Here is a 17,311-nt window from a genome sequence, read left to right on the forward strand (position 1 = left end):
CACACTCGGCGCCATGAATTCTGCCGCTTTCGATCATCTGACGCCTGAGCAACTGCGCCAACTGGCCGCGCAGTTGAGTCAGCGCATCGATCATCTGGAAACGCTCAACCAGCGGTTGAACCACGAACTCGCCGTGCTGCGGCGCCACCGCTTCGCCCGCCGTAGCGAGCAGCTCAATGCCGACCAGCTCAACTTGCTGGATGAGATGATCGAGGCTGACATCGCCGCCATCGAGGCAGAGCTTGAAGCGGCGCGCCCGGCCGCAGCCAAGCGTGAGCTACGGCAGCAGCCCAAGCGGGCGCCTCTGCCAGCCGAACTGCCGCGCACGCTGATACTCCATGAGCCGGACAGCACCCAGTGTGCCTGCGGCTGCCAACTCAAGCGCATCGGCGAAGACGTCAGCGAGAAGCTCGACTACACCCCGGGCACCTTCACCGTCGAGCGGCATATCCGTGGCAAGTGGGTCTGCGCCAAGTGTGAAACATTGATCCAGGCCCCGGTGCCTGCGCAGGTGATCGACAAGGGCATCCCGACTGCCGGGCTACTGGCTCAGGTCATGGTGGCCAAGTTCGCCGATCACCTGCCGCTGTACCGTCAGGAAAAGATCTTCGCCCGCGCCGGGCTGGCCATCGCGCGCTCCACGCTGGCGCAATGGGTCGGCGCTTGCGGTGCCCAACTGCAACCCCTGGTCGATGCCCTGCGCGACTGCCTGCTCCAGCAGGACATTATCCTCGCCGACGAAACCCCAGTGCAGATGCTCGCCCCGGGCACGAAGAAAACCCAGCGGGCTTACGTCTGGGCCTATGCACCCAGTCCCTTCGCCGATCTCAAGGCAGTGGTCTACGACTTCAGGCCGAGCCGGGCCGGTGAGCACGCGCGCAGCTTCCTGGGCGATTGGCAAGGCAAACTGGTCTGCGACGACTTCGCCGGCTACAAGGCCAGCTTCGAGCAAGGCGTGACCGAGATCGGCTGCATGGCCCATGCACGGCGCAAGTTCTTCGACCTGCATGCCGCCAACCAGAGCCAACTGGCCGAGCAGGCCCTCCAGTACATCGGACAGTTGTACGAGGTGGAGCGTGAAGGGCGAGAGCTGCTCGCCGAAGAGCGACGGCAACTGCGCCAGGACAAGGCCAGGCCGATCATCGAGGGCCTGCATAGCTGGATGCTTGGGCAGCGGCAGAAGGTGCCGGAAGGCAGCGCGATCGCCAAGGCACTCGACTACAGCCTCAAGCGCTGGGCAGCGTTGGTGCGTTACCTGGATGACGGCAACCTGCCCATCGACAACAACTGGATCGAGAACCAGATCCGCCCCTGGGCCCTGGGGCGCTCCAACTGGCTGTTTGCCGGCTCGCTGCGCAGTGGCCAGCGTGGCGCAGCTTTGATGACGCTGATCCAGTCAGCCCGCCTGAACGGGCACGATCCGTACGCCTACCTGAAGGACGTGCTCATGCGCCTGCCGACGCAGAAGGCCAGCGCCCTGACCGAGCTGCTGCCGCATAACTGGGTACCCGCCGGCAAGGTGTGATGCCCGTTCGCTTACTTAGGCTCAACGAAGGTAGGGGCATCGCAGTCGACATACCTTGCATGTTCTTGATGGCCTTCTTGGTATCGTTGAAGGCTCCAGGTGGCATAGCCGTTGGCCATGCGTTTGTCGACGATCATGGTGCGCGTCTTATATATCATTGAGGAATGGCATACCGGTGATGGGGGCTTCACCGGTTGTCCACGTCATTACCTCACACTCGGATCGTATCGGCTTGCTCTAGCTCCCGATCTCCTCCATCCCGAACAATTGGTCGTAGGGAAGACCTTTGACTCAGCCTGGAGCATGTTCATGTGGTCCGGCATGCAGTCTTATTGCTAGACAGGCAGGCCGTGGTCGGCCTGCCTAGTGATAGCTCAGAATGTGCTGGTCAACTCCGGCACGGCCTCGAATAGATCGTCCACCAAACCATAGTCGGCGATCTGGAAAATCGGTGCCTCTTCGTCCTTGTTGATGGCGACGATGACTTTTGAGTCCTTCATGCCCGCCAGGTGCTGGATAGCGCCGGAAATGCCTGCGGCGACGTAGAGTCGTGGGGCAATGATCTTACCGGTCTGGCCGACCTGCATGTCATTCGGTACGAAGCCGGCGTCGACCGCGGCGCGGGAAGCTCCGACGGCGGCGCCCAACTTGTCGGCCAGGGCGTAGAGGAGCTTGAAGTTGTCGCCGTTGCCCATGCCGCGGCCACCGGAGACCACGATCTTGGCGGTGGTCAGCTCCGGACGGTCGGACTTGGCCAGTTCCTCGCGTATGAAGGCCGAGGTGCGTGAGTCGAACGCGCTGTTCACGACTTCCACGCTGGCCGAACCTCCTTGCGTACTGGCCGCGTCGAAGCCGGTGGCACGTACGCTGATGACCTTGACCGGGGCCGAGGACTGCACGGTGGCGATGGCGTTGCCAGCGTAGATTGGACGTTTGAAGGTGTCGGCGCTGAGCACCTCGACGATCTCGGAGATCTGGTCGACGTCCAGCAGCGCGGCGACGCGCGGCAGGTAGTTTTTGCCGTTGGTGGTGGCGGGCGCCAGCGCATGGCTGTAGTCGCAGACCAGGGAGACCACCAGGGGGGCGAGGTTCTCCGGTAGTTGGTGGGCGTAGGCGGCGTTGTCGGCGAGCAGCACCTTGGCCACGCCGGCGACCTGGGCGGCGGCCTCGGCCACGCCACCGACGTCCTGCCCGGCGACCAGCAGGTGGATTTCGCCGCCGATCTTCTGCGCGGCGGTGACGGTGTTCAGGGTGGCGCCGGCCAGGGCGCCGTCGTTGTGCTCAGCGATTACCAGGATAGCCATCAGATCACCTTCGCCTCGTTCTTCAGTTTCTCGACCAGTTCAGCCACGGACTTGACCTTGATGCCGGCGCTGCGGGCAGCCGGAGCTTCCACTTTCAGGGTCTTCACGGTGGAAGCGGTGGAAACGCCGAGGGCGTCCGGGGTCACCACGTCCAGCGGCTTCTTCTTCGCTTTCATGATGTTCGGCAGCGACGCGTAGCGCGGCTCGTTCAGGCGCAGGTCGGTGGTGACGATCGCCGGCAGGTTCAGCGCAACGGTCTGCAGACCGCCGTCGATTTCACGGGTGACGTTGACCTTGTCGCCAGCCACTTCGACCTTGGAGGCGAAGGTGCCCTGGGCGTAGCCGGTCAGCGCGGCGAGCATCTGGCCGGTCTGGTTGTTGTCGCTGTCGATGGCCTGCTTGCCGAGGATGACCAGCTGCGGCTGTTCTTTGTCGACCACGGCCTTGAGCAGCTTGGCGACGGCGAGGGAGTTCAGCTCGTCGTTCGACTCGACCAACAGGGCGCGGTCGGCGCCCAGGGCCAGGGCGGTGCGCAGTTGTTCCTGGGCGGCGCCGGGGCCGACCGAGACCACCACGATCTCACTGGCGACGCCCTTTTCCTTCAGGCGCACGGCCTCTTCCACGGCGATTTCGCAGAAGGGGTTCATGGACATTTTCACGTTGGCGAGATCGACGCCGGAGTTGTCCGCCTTGACGCGGACCTTGACGTTGTAGTCGACCACGCGTTTAACGGCAACAAGGACTTTCATAAAGGGCTTCTCATGGAAATAGAAAAAGCAGGGCTATGGAAAATCGCCTGCGTAATGAGGCTCACAGGCTATAGTGAGCCAACTCACGGGCGATCAGCAGGCGCTGGATTTCGCTTGCGCCTTCGTAAATCTGGGTTATGCGGGCGTCGCGGTAGTATTTCTCTACCGGGTAGTCCTCCAGGTAGCCGTAGCCTCCATGTACTTGGATGGCCTTGGAGCAGACTCGCTCAGCCATTTCCGAGGCAAACAGCTTGGCCTGTGAAGCTTCTGATAGGCAGGGAACCCGGGCACTTTTTAGTCGTGCTGCATGTAACACCAATAGGCGCGCAGCATTGAGTTGGGTATGCATATCGGCGAGCAGGTTGGCTACGCTCTGGTGTTCGATGATGGTTTTGCCGAATTGGATGCGTTCGCGTGCGTATCTCAAGGCCGCTTCGAATGCAGCTCGCGCTATACCTAAAGCCTGGGCAGCAATACCGATACGCCCACCTTCGAGATTGGCGAGGGCAATTGCCAACCCCTTACCGCGTTCGCCTAGCAGGCTGTCTTCGGGGATGTGGCAGTTGTTTAGTGTTACTGCACAGGTGTCGGAGGCGCGGATGCCCATCTTGTGTTCACTGCGATCAACCACAAAGCCGGGGGTGTCGGTCGGCACCAAGAAAGCGGAAAGCCCTTTTTTGCCTAGCTCCGGATCTGTGACAGCAAAGACAATCGCCAACTTGGCGCGTTTACCATTGCTGACGAACTGCTTGGCACCGTTAAGTACCCACTGCCCATTTCGAAGTTCGGCTCGGGTACGGAGATTGTGCGCTTCGGAACCTGCCTGTGGTTCCGTCAGGCAGAAACAACCTATGGCCTGTCCGCTAGCCAGGCTCGGTAGCCATTCATTTTTCTGTGCCCAAGTGCCATAGAGCAGGACTGGCCCGCAACCGACAGAGTTATGGATGCTCATGAGGGCTCCAGTGGCACCATCGCCAGCGGAAATTTCTTCTACCGCCAGAGCGTAGGCAACATAGTCAACATAGGTACCGCCCCATTCTTCCGGCACTACCATGCCAAGCAACCCTAGCTCGCCCATCTGCGCCACCATGGCGTCGTCGATCCAGCCCGCTTTTTCCCAGGCTTGCGACTTAGGTGCAATCTCACTGCGAGCGAAATCGCGGGCCATGTCGCGGATCATGCGTTGCTCTTCGCTCAATTCGAGGTCATGCATCGAGTTTTCTCTATTTTTTAAAGTATGACTTAGGTGCGCAGCGTCATGTTTGGGCAGGCTGGAAGCCGTCAAAGAGCTCGTTTACGCGGCTGGCATCGAGTTGCTCCAAGGTTGGAGGGTTCCAGCGTGGCGTCTTGTCCTTGTCGATGAGGAGCGCACGCACTCCTTCCATGAGGTCACCCTTGGCAAACCACTGTCGGTCGAGGTGTAGCTCCAACTCGAAGCAGTTGGCCAGAGACAAGGTACGGCCCAGGCGTAGCAGTTTCAGGGTGGTACTTATGGCTAGCGGCGAGCGGTTGTTGAGCAATTCGACCGTTTGCTCAGCCCAATCCTGGTACTCAGGGCGGCTTTCTGCCTGTAGTGAGGCGCGGACCGCAGCCAGGTCGGGTTGCGCGAAGTGCTCGTCGATGGCTGGATGCAGGGCCTTGAGCTCGGCCCCCGGCAGGCGGTTATTGGCCAGGCTGGAAAGCAAACCAGCTAGGGTTTCCCGCGGCGGGTGGGCCCAGATGATCTGATCCAGACGGCGATCGAATTCCCTGATCTGTTCGCTTGGGAGGCACCAATCGGCAAGTCGTGCATACAGTGCATCGGCGGCACGGATTTGGATGCCAGTGATTCCGAGATAGAGGCCCAGCTCACCCGGCAGGCGAGGAAGGAAATAGCTACCGCCAACATCCGGGAAATAGCCAATACCGGTTTCCGGCATGCCCATCTTCACTCGCTCCGTGACAACTCTTAGTGCTGCGCCTTGGACTAGGCCCATACCGCCACCAAGAACGAAGCCATCCATCAGCGCGACAATGGGTTTGGGGTAGCCGTGGATGTATTGGTCAAGGGCGTATTCTTCCTCAAAGAAGATATGGTGCAGGTCGGTGCCGGCCCGGTAACTGTCGTACAGTGCACGAATATCTCCGCCGGCGCAGAAGGCTTTTTCGCCATTGGCGCGTAGCACCACGGCTAGGATCGCCTGGTCGTCTGCCCAAGCCTGCAACTGTTGCTGTAGGATGCGGATCATCGGCAGTGTCAGTGCGTTCAGCCCGGCTGGGCGGTTCAGCGTCAGGTGGCCGACACGATTGCGCACTTCGACCAGTACTGGGGCTCCGGCATCGCTCATGCTCATGCCTCTTTTTTGCGGTATAGGTTGATGATGGCGGAGAAGTCCAGGGCGCCGTTGCCTTGCAAGCTGAAGGCCTGATATAGCTGCTGTGCTGCCGCGCCAAGCAGCACCGGCGTATGCGCCTGCTTGGCCGCTTCGGTGGCGAGGCCCAGGTCCTTGAGCATCAGGTCGGTGCCGAAGCCGCCGCTATAGCCGCGCGATGCCGGAGTATTGTCCATGACGCCGGGGAAGGGGTTGTAGGTATCCGAGCTCCAGCAGCGACCGCTGGAGGTATTGATCACCCCGGCCAGCACGCTGGCATCCATGCCTAGGGCAACGCCGAGGGCCATGGCTTCGGCCACGCCGATCATCGAGATTCCTAGCAGCATGTTGTTGGCGACTTTGGCAACCTGGCCGTTACCGGTCCCGCCGCAGTGCACGATATTCTTGCCCATCGCGGCAAGGATTGGCTGGGCATGCTCGAAGTCGCTTCGAGCACCTCCAACCATGAAAGTCAGAGTGCCAGCTGTCGCTCCACCAGTTCCGCCGGAGACTGGTGCGTCGAGCATCGGGTTGCCTTGGGCGAGGGACGCATTGGCCACCTCGCGAGCACTGTGGGGATCGATGGTCGAGGAGTCGATCAGCAGCACACCGGGACGGACGTTGGCCAGCAGGCCATCGGTGCCAAGGTAGACACCCTTCACATGGGGGGCCGCCGGTAGCATGGTGATGATCACCTCGACATCACTTTGCGCCAGTGCAGCGGGGGATGCGGCTGATGTCGAGCCGGCTTCGACCAGGCCGGCGACCGCGCTGGCGGAAAGGTCGAAGACACTCAGCCTGTGACCGGCCTTGAGCAGATTGCGGGCCATGGGGGCGCCCATGTTGCCGAGACCGAGAAAACCGATATGCATGGTGGAAACCTCTTGTTCTTGTTAAGTCAGCAATGCTTGAACTGTGCCTGCCGCTTCTCGACGAAGGCAGCCATGCCTTCCTTCTGATCGAAGGTGGCGAAGATCGCGTGGAACACCCGACGCTCGAAGCGCAGGCCTTCGCTGAGACTGCCCTCGAAAGCGCGGTTGATGCTTTCCTTGACCATAAGGGTGGCGGTCAGTGATTTGGCGGCGATGTCCTGAGCGACCTTGAGGGTTTCTTCGAGCAAATGGTCGAGCGGGAAGACGCGGGCGACCAAACCGGCGCGCTCGGCCTCCTCGGCATTCAACTGGCGACCGGTCAGGCATAGCTCCATGGCTTTGGATTTACCTAGGGCGTGGGTCAGGCGCTGGGTGCCGCCGATTGCCGGTAGCACGCCGAGGGTGATTTCCGGCAGGCCGAAGCGGGCATTGTCGGCGGCATAGATGAAGTCGCACATCAGCGCCAGCTCGCAGCCGCCACCCAGGGCGTAACCAGCCACAGCGGCGATAATCGGCTTGCGCCGGTTGGCGATGCGATCGGCCGCTGCGAAGAAATCGTCCAGATAGATCTGAGGAAAGGTCAGGTCGGCCATTTCCTTGATGTCGGCACCGGCAGCGAAAGCCTTGGGCGAACCGGTGATGACTATGCAGCCGATGGCCGGGTCGTTTTCCAAGTGGTCGAGAGCCCGGTTGAGTTCAGCGATCAACTGGCTGTTCAGCGCGTTGAGCGCTTTCGGGCGGTTCAGGGTGATCAGCCCGACCCGGTCCTGGATGTCCATCAGCAGGGTTTCCAGTTGCATATCTTTGCCTCCTAGCAAGCGGCCGGCGCAACTGGGCGCCGGCCGCGCCGGATCATTTCAGGTTGATGGTGGTGTTGACGGTGCCGCCTACTTCGTTTTCGTCGAACCAGCGTTGGGTGATGGTCTTGGTCTGGGTGTAGAACTGCACTACCTGCTTGCCGTAGGGGCCGAGGTCGCCGAGTTTGGAAGCGCGCGAGCCGGTGAAGGAGAACATCGGTACCGGTACAGGGATCGGCACATTGATACCCACCTGGCCGACGTCGATCTCTTCCTGGAAGTGGCGGGCAGCGGCGCCAGAGCGGGTGAATATGGCTGTGCCATTACCGTTGGGGTTCGCGTTGATCAGCTCAATGGCTTCGTCCAGGGTTGCAGCGTGCATTACGCAGAGGACCGGGCCGAAAATCTCTTCCTTGTAGATACTCATCTCTGGGGTGACGCCAGAGAAGATGGTCGGGCCGACGAAGTTGCCTTTGGAGTAACCGGAAACCTCCGGTTTGCGACCGTCCAACACCAGTTCCGCACCCTCGTTAACACCGCGCTCGATGAGGCCGCTGACGCGGTCCAGGGCGGCACAGGAAACCACCGGGCCGACATCGGTGCCTGGTTCGACACCGGCACTGACCTTGAGCGACTTAGCCTTTTCGGCCAACTCCGGCAGCCAACTTTGTGCTTCACCCACCAGAATCGCTACCGATAGTGCCATGCACCGTTGGCCGGCCGCGCCGAAGGCGGCTCCGGCGAGGTTGTTGAGGGTCTGCTCCTTGTTGGCGTCGGGCAGGATAATGGCGTGGTTCTTCGCACCCATCATGCACTGCACACGCTTGCCGGCCAGCGAGGCGCGGTTGTAGACGTGGGTGCCGACCTTGGTCGAGCCGACGAAGGAAACGGCTTTGATGTCCGGGTGATCGCAGATCAGGTTGACCGCCTCGGCTCCGCCATGGATGACGTTGAGTACCCCGGCCGGGACGCCGGCCTCCAGGGCCAGTTCGACCAGGCGCATGGTCACCATCGGGTCCTGCTCGGAGGGTTTGAGGACAAAGGTGTTACCGGTGGCGATAGCCATGGGGAACATCCACAGCGGGATCATCGCAGGGAAGTTGAACGGGGTGATCCCGGCGCACACGCCCAACGGCTGCAGCAGGGTGAAGGTGTCGACGCCGCCGGCCACGTTGTTGGCCAGCTCGCCCAGTTGCAGATTGCCGATGGCCGCAGCGTGCTCGACCACCTCGAGGCCGCGGAACACGTCGCCTTCGGCGTCAGCCAGAGTCTTGCCTTGCTCGGCAGTGAGGATCGCCGCCAGCTCCTTCATGTTCTCGCGGATCAGTTGCTGGTACTTGAGGAAGATGCGTGCGCGGGCACCGATCGAGGTCTTCTTCCAGGTCTTGAACGCGGTCCTGGCGGCGGCCACGGCTGCGTTCATCTCATCTTCGGTGGCGAAGGGCACGCGGGCCAGCACTTCCTGGGTAGCGGGGTTGATTACCTCGCGCCACTGGGTGGTCTTCGATTCGACGAGTTCGCCACCGATCAACAGCTTGATGGTGGGGATCGCATTCTGAGTATTGGCTTGCGCGGTCATTGCTTATGGCTCCGGCTTTTAAGAGCAGATATGGAGGGGCGGCTTTATAAAGTTCAGGCAATGATGCTAGGGTGCGTTTTTATCTGTATCAATGCGGATAAATGCAGGGCTCATATGCGTTTTTGCATAGTCATGAGGCGAATGAATGGACTGGGACAATCTGCGTTATTTCCTTGAGCTTTCTCGCGTTGGCACATTGAGTGCTGCGGCCCGTCGATTGGGGGTCAATTACACGACGGTGGCGCGGCGCATTCAGGCGTTAGAGAAGCTCTTGGATGCGCAACTGTTTTTGCGTGGAGTTGCCGGTTACAGCCTGACCGAGGCGGGGCGTGATCTGCTGCCACAGGCTGAGGCTATGGAGAGTGCCTTCTCTACCATTGAAAAGACCCATGAGAGCCAGCGGGAGAACCTGTCTGGTCATGTACGCATTGGTGCGACCGAGGGCTACGGTGCGCTAATGCTCGGCTCACAACTGGCTGAATTCACTCAACAACACCCGAACTTGGGAATTGATCTGCTGGCAGTACCGCGCATGGTGCATCTATCGCGGCGTGAGGCCGATATTGTGATCACTTTGGAGCGGCCTGAGCGTGGGCCGTTCATCATCACCAAATTGACTGACTACGTGCTCAAGTTGTACGCCTCAAGTGAGTACCTTGAGCGCCGCCCGACGATACGTAGCGGGGAGGATCTACGCCAGCACAGCTTTGTCAGCTATATAGACGATCTGCTGTATAGCAAGGAGCTGTTCTATCTCGAGGAGATCGGCAAGCCCCTGCACATTGCTCTGCGCAGTACCAGTATTTTGGCCCAGCATCAGGCTACGGCTGCGGGGGCGGGGATTGCCATTCTACCGTCGTTCGCGGCGGACGCTGATGCACGCCTGCAGTGCGTGCTTGGCGAGCAGATAGCCTTCACCCGAACCTTCTGGATGCTGATGCCCATTGAGCTTAAGGACATTGCTCGGATGAAAGCCACCTGGAATTTCCTGCGTGAAAAGGCTGATGCCAGTCAGTCGCTCTTAATGGGAAGATCCCCTAGGTAGAACCAGCATAGTTTCAGGTGATGGGCAACTGACATCTGGGCATGATTAGCACGTTGCCTATTGGAGGCGCTTCAGGATAGACACGAGTGGCTGGTCGAAGTCTCTCTTGGAAGAAAAATTGATGTTAGGAGTTGCCAAGCCCTCCGAAGAAGTCCAAGATTGTGTCCACTGCGGAGGCAGTAGGCGAGAAAAATTCCTTTTAATCAAAGGGTTGGAGACTAGTTGTAAGTCCCGTTTCCCGCTCCAGATTTTGATCTGCGGATGTCTACTAGGGTCTGTAAGTCATTTTAAAAAGGACCGAAAGGTCCTTTTCTCGTTCCAGCAAAATCCACTGGAAACCACCCCTAGCCGGGACCTTTAAGTCCATTTTTAAGTCCAGCCTTTCGGGAGAGGTGCTTTCCGGATTTTTGCTGGAGGAGCGTGGTCTGCGAAACATCTGGTCATGACTCTCCGTTCAGGAGCCAGGCCATGGCGCTCACAGATTTTGCGATCCGACAAGCCCAGGCTACCGGCAAGGACTATATCCATCCCGATTTCGGCGGTATGTCATTGGCGGTTTCTGCCAAAGGTGGCAGGTCTTGAGATTTCCGATATTACTGGGTTTAAAAACAGAAGCGCATGTCCCTGGGGACCTAGCAGGAGCTCATGAGCTTGATCCAATTAGCCCGCCTCAACGGGCATGACCCGTATGCCTATCTCAAGGATGTGCTGACGCGGCTGCCGCCGCAGCGGGCGAGTGAGATCGGCCACCAGCTGCCGCATCAATGGACGTCTGCCTGAGTTACGCAAGGTGACTTGGGCAGACGCTTACAGTAGAGCAGCAGGCTGACCGGATTAACGTTGCGCCTTCAATGAACAAAGCCAATTGGGCGCTGTGCCGGCGCCTCTTTGAGTGCCAGCTCCGACTGCAGTGCACGGAAGAATTCATCGGCATCGGAGAATGGGCGGAAACGAGAGCGTCGGGCAAGAGTGGCGAAGTCGCCAGGCGTCAGGCGCCGCAGTGTCCGCACTTTCGCATCTTGCTCAGCGCTAGGGGCGCTAAGCCCCATCTGTTCCAAATGCAGGAGAAATAAATGACTGATCTATTCGGAGCGCAGATACCCGTGCGTGATGTGCGTGAGCACCCGGATATTCAAGCGGTTGCTCGGTGGGTGAGTCGCAAAGGAGATGAGTTCACCGCACTAGGGGTTACGGAAAAACAGCAGGTCGCACCGCTGTTCATGCCTGGACTCGGGCGTGAAGAGCTTGAGGACGTGCTCCACAAGAATCGCTTGGTAGAGCAGCTCTGCTGTTACGTTCGCGAGGCCTCGATCTTCTGGGCCACAGCGTCGACGCCCTCTGCTGCATCCGAAGGGGAGCTGTTCGTCGAGCTCATTGACCAATTTGTTACCTATCGGCTGGAGCCGGTTTGAGGATGTAGCGACATGAACGATGTTTTCCAGCTTGAACCATGCACTAAGATTGACCGGGCGCAGTCCTACATCCGCGCCTATCCCCATATTTTGTCGGCGTTGAAGACGCCGCATGTGCTGGATGAGCAGGCCTTCGTTTGCGGTGCCCACATGGTGTACGGGTGGATGCCAACAATTTTGGAGATCCACGTCAGCGAGTCGGTCGATGTACATGCCGGGGTGGCATTGCTCAACAAAGCTCGTACTGCTGGGCGCCTCAGCTGTGAAGAGATTGAGCAACTAGCCAGCCTGGTGAATCGCTCTGTGGTTGGAGCATCCAAGCTGCTGCACTTTGTGAATCCTTAGGCGTTCGCGATTTGGGATTCTAGGATCTACCGTTTCCTGCACCAGAAGGCTGCACACGCTTATCGTGTCAACAGCGCCAGCGAGTATGAAGCTTATCTGGACCTGCTGCAGCGCTTGCGGCAGGACGATCGCTTCTCGGTGCTCCATGCCTCCGTCAACCGGAAAATGGGATATGCCGTATCGCCGCTGCGTGCCCTTGAAGTGGTGATGTTCTTGAACTCTCCCACGGTGAACGAGCCTGCCGAGGGCGCGTCGCTTGCGGCAAGTGTGGTTGCCGTTTAGCCAGATTGATTCGACGGTGTTGTGCGCTTTGTGAGCCATGAATTTGCTATGACGACACACGTTGTCGTCGCAGCTCTTTAACGTTCCCTTTGGTGCATATGCAGGAAGCTGACCTATGCAGGCGCTTGAGCCCGGTCTGATCATCATCCACGGCAATCACCTTGAAGAGCTGCGTTCTCTTTCGGTGCAGTGGATGCGCCGTTACCCGTTGCGGCCACTGGAAAACGAAGTGCTGCTGGTGCAAAGCAATGGCATCGCTCGCTGAGCGAGAAGGCTGTGGGATTGCTGCAGCGCTGGATGTCGATCTACCTGCGCGTTTTCTATGGCAAGCCTATAGATCCGTATTGGGCAAAGACGCGATTCCTCAGCAATCGCCGCTGGACAAGGCCCCGCTAACTGGGCGCCCGATGCGGCTCCTATTGCGTGTAGTTTTTCCTCGTAACGATGGTAGTGGCAAACTACGACACATCCTGCCGAGCCGATTGAGTGCGGTCGAAACTGTGTTTGCCATAACCGTACATAAGTCCCAAGGCTCAGAGTTTGAGCACTACGCGTTGATCCTGCCCGATACGATGAGCCCCGTGCTGACTAAGGAGCTGCTCTACACCGGCGTTACCCGCGCGCGAGGCTGGTTTACCCTATTGGAGAGCCGGGCCGGGCTAATGGAAAGCGTCGTGCGCAGATGAATAGAGCGACGTAGCGGGCTGAGAGAGTCACTGATTACTAGGGAGTAGGAGCGCTAAGTGCTGCAGGGCGACATGGTTTGTCGCCCCTGTTTGCAAGCTTGGAAGCACTTGGTTCTCGAGAGTGCATGTGATGCCGATACCTCCCCATCCCTATGTGTTCAGCTGTACATCCTGCCGATGGAAGAAAACCATAATCCCCCTCAGCGACGCGCTTGCTTTGGGCAGGGATTGGTTCGACAAGTGTCCCCAATGTGGATGCGAGGTGTTGCAGCGGCGGCACGCTTCGCAAGCAGAGATTCTTGGAGCGAAGATTGTGCGTCTGTTCCTGGCCCGTCGATGGTGAGTAATCACCGTAAGGCCTTTGTTGCATGGCCAAACGCCATCTTCCGTTGTAGGCTTGCACCATTGCACGTGCCAATCGGCTGGCGACGTGTGTTTGACAAGATTTAGGGAATTGAAGCGATGCCGCCATCAAGGATGCGATGCACTGGCCTGATCTCGGATTCTGCCGCAATGCGGCTATCCACGGTCCTTTCTCTCGCCGGAGTTGGCGTCTGCTGGATCATTAGTCCCGACGGCTTGCGGAGCAAGTTCGTCAATTCAACTCTCTGCTACCTCGCACCTAATGGCGCATGCCCGCCACTAGGGCGTCTGGATACCTCAACCGAACTGTTCAAGTGTGCTGTAGACGCAGCTCGCTCGTAATTTGCTGGCCTCAGAAAAAAGGCCCGTTCAAGGAGATGACATGCACGAAAACACCATCGCAATTCTTCAGGAGGAAGCGCGCAGGCTTCTTGATGTTGAAATTGACTTGCTTGAACGAATGCAGGCCGAGCCAGGTGTGGTGGTAGATGAGCAGGATGGCGGGCATCAGACGTTCTCCAGCGAATCGATTGTCACAGATATTGAGATGCTGCGTGATGAGCGAGCCAAGCTAGAAAATCTAGACATGGTGCTGGCAGTTGTTGGCACGATGAAGGCGGGCAAGTCCACCACTATCAATGCGATTGTCGGCTCCGAAATTTTGCCGAATCGCAATAGACCGATGACCGCTCTGCCGACGCTGATCCGGCATACCCCAGAGCAAATCGAACCTGTGCTGCGTTTGGAGAATAACGCTCCTATTAATGATCTGCTTGGTCAGTTGTACGAGGTCTATTGTGGCCCGGTCGGTCAGCAGGCATTGGAGGGACTTGAGCGTACTGATGACATGTTGCAGTTACTGAGCATGATTCAGCGGCAGGAACGCTTCGCAAAGCGTTATGAGGGGCCTGAAGCTATTTTCGGATTCCTGAAAAGCCTTAATGACTTGGTGCGTTTGGCTGCAGCGCTGGATGTAGAATTCCCGTTCTCGAGTTATGAGAAAGTCCAGGAGCTGCCAGTAATTGAGGTGCGCTTCGCTCACCTTAGCGAGACGGCCAAAGTTGGGGGGCGTCTCACCCTTTTGGATACCCCAGGGCCAAATGAGTCTGGGCAGCTCCACCTGAGCGAGATGCTAAAGCTCCAGCTGGGAAAAGCTTCGGCAGTCCTGGCCGTCATGGATTTCACCCAGCTCAAATCAGAGGCTGATGAGCAGGTTCGTCAGAAGTTGGAAGATATTTCCGAAATCTGCGAGGGCCGAATGTATGCCTTGGTCAACAAAATTGATCAGGCAAACCGGAATAGTGACAGCCCAGAGCAAATTCAGGCGATTGTTACCGATACCCTGAAGAAGAGGAAGCGTCTGAAGTGTGAACATGTGTTTCCGGTTTCCTCCAGTTTGGCCTACTTGGCCAATCGCGCCCGTCATGAGCTGGTCAACGGACGCCGTTTGTCTGTTAGTGATGCTTGGGTTGGAGACTTCGGTAAGTTGGCTTTCGGGATGATGAGCTGGGAGGAGTCTATTGAAGACGCTGGTAAGGTATTGGAAGCGGCTGATAGAATGTGGGGTAATTCGCGGTTCAGTGCGCCATTAGATAAAGTTATCCGTATGGCGCATGGGCACGCAGCAAAGTTTGCTATAGGTTCCGCGGCGTCAAAGCTAGTATATATTTCCTCTCGAATTAGCCGCTTCCTAGAGGTTCGTGACACAGCGTTGGCTAAAAATTCCAAGGAACTTGAGGAGCAGATAACATCGCTGCTTGAAGATGTCAGGAATGTCGAATGCCTTGAGAAGGAAAGCCAGGAAAAGGCTGAAAAAGTACTGGAAGAAATTGATGCTGGGTTGGACAAGATCTTCAGAACAATTCACCAAAAGATTTATCAACAAATAGAAGAAGGGTTCAAAGCAGGGAAGGCCACTGAGAAGGAGCAGGCACGCGCTCGCTCGCAGCAAAATGCTTCTCCTAAGGGGGTTGCAGGCTTCTTTATTACTGCATTGGGCGTCTCGCGTGATCACCGCCAGCCAGGCTTCGGTTTTGAGTTTGATGAAAGCAATCCGTTGATTTCCTTCAATAGCAAGGAGGAAGCCGCTGCATTGGTGGGAAAGATTGAAGAAGGTGTTCAGGGGATTGTCGCCGATGGCGAAAAGAAAATGGCGGAGAGTATTGATGTTTTGCTTTCGGAATTCCGTGCCGCTTTTTCCAATGACGTAAAGGCTGAAGCCATTAATTTGGTTGAAGCGCTCAATGAACGTTTCAATCGTAGTGGATTCGCAATTGATATCTGCCTTCCAGATACCACTCCGATAGCTTTTAAATATTCTGCAAGTGAGCTGCTGGGAAAGATGATCGACAGCAAGCAACGCACAGTAACCCGTTACCGACGCAGCAGTGGTGTGTGGGGGACAATTTGCAGTTGGTTCGACAGCTCTGATTGGGGATGGGAGACCTATCGAGCAACCGAAGGCTACTACGAAGTCGATATAGATAGCATTCGGAAGAAAATCAACGGTTCAATCAAGAAATTGTTTGAGGATCTTCGGGATACAACCCGTGTAACTATCAAAGCTCCGCTGGAAGCTGGTGTTCACCAGTTTTTTGAGCAGCTTAAGCTCACCTTGGAAAACATTCGCAGCGATTTAGCGCAGAGCCTTATTGATAAGCGAAGTAATCGCGGTGAACAGCAAGCATTGGCTCAGCGCCTTACCGTCCTGAAGCGTCATGTGCCAGATATCCAGAAAGACAGTGAAGAACTCAAGAAGGATGTACCGCCAGTCACAGAGGAAGCCATGGCATGAACGAGGCCAATGCACTGGATCTGGGCTCTGATATTTGCCAACTACTTAATTGCCTACCTGAGAAGTTTGTAGTTGATTTCGCCAATGGAATTGACGTTGCCCGAGAGCGTCAACGCTATATTGCAGGGAGAACTGCTTTTTTTTCGCGTCTATATGACGGATTTACCGGTCAGGGGACACGGCATCAAGCGGAGATCAATGCCAGCCTTAGCGATGGTGTGGAAGGGGCATTACAGTGGCTTATGGGTCTGAGTGAGTCGCTGGCAAAGAGTAATCGTACTATCGTCAAAGTAAACCAGCGGGTCGATGCTTTGAAGCTGGATGTCGCCAAGATCGCCAATTACACCTTCGAAACCCGTCAGAGTTTGGAGCTGTTGTCCCAGCGCTTGGGGGATCGGTGTAGCGCGCTGGAGCTGGAGGTGGCTCGTATTGGCAGCTTGCAGAAAGCACAACTTCACTTCGATGCGGTTTTTGGTAAGTGGGCTGCTGGTCGCTTCAGTAGCTTTTCCCTATCCGGGCGCTGTTATGCCGCGCTGGAGGAGTTACGTTGGGGGCATTTGGTGATCATTTCCAGCATCTATCTGGAGATGAGCGTCAGAAGCGGTTAGAAGTGTTGGCTGATCGAGCCATTGTCCAATTGCGTCAGGATGCTAATTTGAGTGTAGGGGAGCGAATAGCTACCAGAGAACGTTGGCTCGCGCAGCCGCAAGGGCGTCATGTGTTGGAAGATGCCAGTGATGCCCTGGGATATTTAGGCGATTGGGCCGACGCTGAGCGTAATCCTTTTATTTTTGTCGTTTCCCAACAGCCTCAGGAGCTTCCGCTTCAAATCCCGCGCCTAGGATCTGCACAGCGGTTTACCGAAACGCTTATTAGTGAGCTTTTCCTGGAGGCGCGACATGGCTAAGTCGATGAAGGTTGGGTTGGTTCTGTCGGGTGGCGGAGCCAAAGGTGCTTATCAAGTCGGGGTGCTCAAGGCTCTCAGGGCGCTGGGTACTCGAATTGATGCAGTCTCCGGTGCCAGTATTGGCGCGCTGAACGGTGGCGTTTTGGCTTCTGCTCCATCTCTGGATGTCGCGATTGAGCGCCTTGAGGAGCTTTGGGGGCGCTTGGCCAAGCAGTCGCCCCTGAATATGAAAGTTCCCGGTTATCTGATGATGCTTGCCGCAGCGGGCTTGCGGCTCCAGGGGCAGGTGCTGCGCTAGCT

General features: G+C 57.6%; 13 protein-coding genes and 4 pseudogenes. 10 read left to right on the forward strand and 7 right to left on the reverse strand.

The window, feature by feature from the left end; translation table 11 throughout:
• Positions 1 to 13: 13 nt before the first annotated feature.
• Positions 14 to 1,525: an IS66 family transposase gene (locus PKO50_RS10215; protein WP_042913351.1), complete on the forward strand. Its 1,512-nt coding sequence runs from the start codon at positions 14 to 16 to the stop codon at positions 1,523 to 1,525.
• A gap of 374 nt (positions 1,526 to 1,899) precedes the next feature.
• On the opposite strand, the gene PKO50_RS10220 is transcribed toward PKO50_RS10215, so the two are convergent.
• The 7 genes from PKO50_RS10220 to PKO50_RS10250 all read right to left on the reverse strand — a co-directional run bounded on the left by PKO50_RS10220 (position 1,900) and on the right by PKO50_RS10250 (position 9,177).
• Entirely contained in the window at positions 1,900 to 2,829 is a 930-nt protein-coding gene (locus PKO50_RS10220; RefSeq protein ID WP_275629594.1) for an FAD-binding protein, read from the reverse strand.
• Positions 2,829 to 3,578 carry an electron transfer flavoprotein subunit beta/FixA family protein gene (locus PKO50_RS10225; RefSeq protein WP_275629595.1) on the reverse strand — a complete coding sequence of 250 codons (750 nt, stop codon included), beginning with the start codon at positions 3,576 to 3,578 and terminating at the stop codon, positions 2,829 to 2,831. The genes PKO50_RS10220 and PKO50_RS10225 overlap by 1 nt, the downstream gene beginning before the upstream one ends.
• Before the next feature lie 61 nt (positions 3,579 to 3,639).
• Positions 3,640 to 4,791, reverse strand: a complete 1,152-nt coding sequence (locus tag PKO50_RS10230; RefSeq protein ID WP_275629596.1) for an acyl-CoA dehydrogenase family protein — start codon at positions 4,789 to 4,791, stop codon at positions 3,640 to 3,642.
• Positions 4,792 to 4,834: 43 nt separating this feature from the next.
• On the reverse strand, positions 4,835 to 5,905 hold the full coding sequence (locus PKO50_RS10235; protein ID WP_275629597.1) for an enoyl-CoA hydratase/isomerase family protein: 1,071 nt from the start codon (positions 5,903 to 5,905) through the stop codon (positions 4,835 to 4,837).
• 2 nt (positions 5,906 to 5,907) lie between these two features.
• Positions 5,908 to 6,801: a 3-hydroxyisobutyrate dehydrogenase gene (gene mmsB, locus PKO50_RS10240; protein ID WP_275629598.1), complete on the reverse strand. Its 894-nt coding sequence runs from the start codon at positions 6,799 to 6,801 to the stop codon at positions 5,908 to 5,910.
• Between the two features lie 26 nt (positions 6,802 to 6,827).
• The gene (locus tag PKO50_RS10245) at positions 6,828 to 7,601 is read right to left on the reverse strand and encodes an enoyl-CoA hydratase (protein ID WP_249919452.1); all 774 of its coding nucleotides are present in this window, start codon (positions 7,599 to 7,601) and stop codon (positions 6,828 to 6,830) included.
• 52 nt (positions 7,602 to 7,653) lie between these two features.
• A complete protein-coding gene (locus PKO50_RS10250) occupies positions 7,654 to 9,177 on the reverse strand; it encodes a CoA-acylating methylmalonate-semialdehyde dehydrogenase (protein ID WP_275629599.1) in 1,524 nt (507 codons plus the stop codon).
• A gap of 145 nt (positions 9,178 to 9,322) precedes the next feature.
• Here PKO50_RS10250 and PKO50_RS10255 point away from each other — a divergent pair, with 145 nt between their 5' ends.
• The 9 genes and pseudogenes from PKO50_RS10255 to PKO50_RS10305 all read left to right on the forward strand — a co-directional run bounded on the left by PKO50_RS10255 (position 9,323) and on the right by PKO50_RS10305 (position 17,309).
• Entirely contained in the window at positions 9,323 to 10,222 is a 900-nt protein-coding gene (locus tag PKO50_RS10255; protein WP_275629600.1) for a LysR family transcriptional regulator, read from the forward strand.
• Positions 10,223 to 10,690: 468 nt separating this feature from the next.
• Positions 10,691 to 10,801: pseudogene (locus tag PKO50_RS10260) on the forward strand (DUF4102 domain-containing protein); the annotation flags it as partial.
• Positions 10,802 to 10,864: 63 nt separating this feature from the next.
• A pseudogene (locus tag PKO50_RS10265) lies at positions 10,865 to 11,002 on the forward strand (transposase domain-containing protein); the annotation flags it as partial.
• A gap of 293 nt (positions 11,003 to 11,295) precedes the next feature.
• Positions 11,296 to 11,634: a hypothetical protein gene (locus PKO50_RS10270; RefSeq protein WP_275629601.1), complete on the forward strand. Its 339-nt coding sequence runs from the start codon at positions 11,296 to 11,298 to the stop codon at positions 11,632 to 11,634.
• A gap of 12 nt (positions 11,635 to 11,646) precedes the next feature.
• Complete coding sequence (locus PKO50_RS10275; protein WP_275629602.1) at positions 11,647 to 11,979, forward strand: hypothetical protein; 333 nt, start codon at positions 11,647 to 11,649, stop codon at positions 11,977 to 11,979.
• 397 nt (positions 11,980 to 12,376) lie between these two features.
• Positions 12,377 to 12,947, forward strand: a pseudogene (locus PKO50_RS10285) (exodeoxyribonuclease V subunit gamma).
• Positions 12,948 to 13,692: 745 nt separating this feature from the next.
• A complete protein-coding gene (locus tag PKO50_RS10295) occupies positions 13,693 to 16,104 on the forward strand; it encodes a dynamin family protein (RefSeq protein ID WP_275629606.1) in 2,412 nt (803 codons plus the stop codon).
• A pseudogene (locus tag PKO50_RS10300) lies at positions 16,101 to 17,011 on the forward strand (diguanylate cyclase regulator RdcB family protein). Before PKO50_RS10295 ends, PKO50_RS10300 begins: the two are co-directional and overlap by 4 nt.
• A complete protein-coding gene (locus tag PKO50_RS10305) occupies positions 17,004 to 17,309 on the forward strand; it encodes a patatin-like phospholipase family protein (protein ID WP_275629607.1) in 306 nt (101 codons plus the stop codon). The pseudogene PKO50_RS10300 and the gene PKO50_RS10305 overlap by 8 nt, the downstream one beginning before the upstream one ends.
• Positions 17,310 to 17,311: the final 2 nt, after the last annotated feature.

The organism is Pseudomonas sp. 273 (genome assembly GCF_029201425.1).
GTDB lineage: Bacteria > Pseudomonadota > Gammaproteobacteria > Pseudomonadales > Pseudomonadaceae > Pseudomonas > Pseudomonas delhiensis.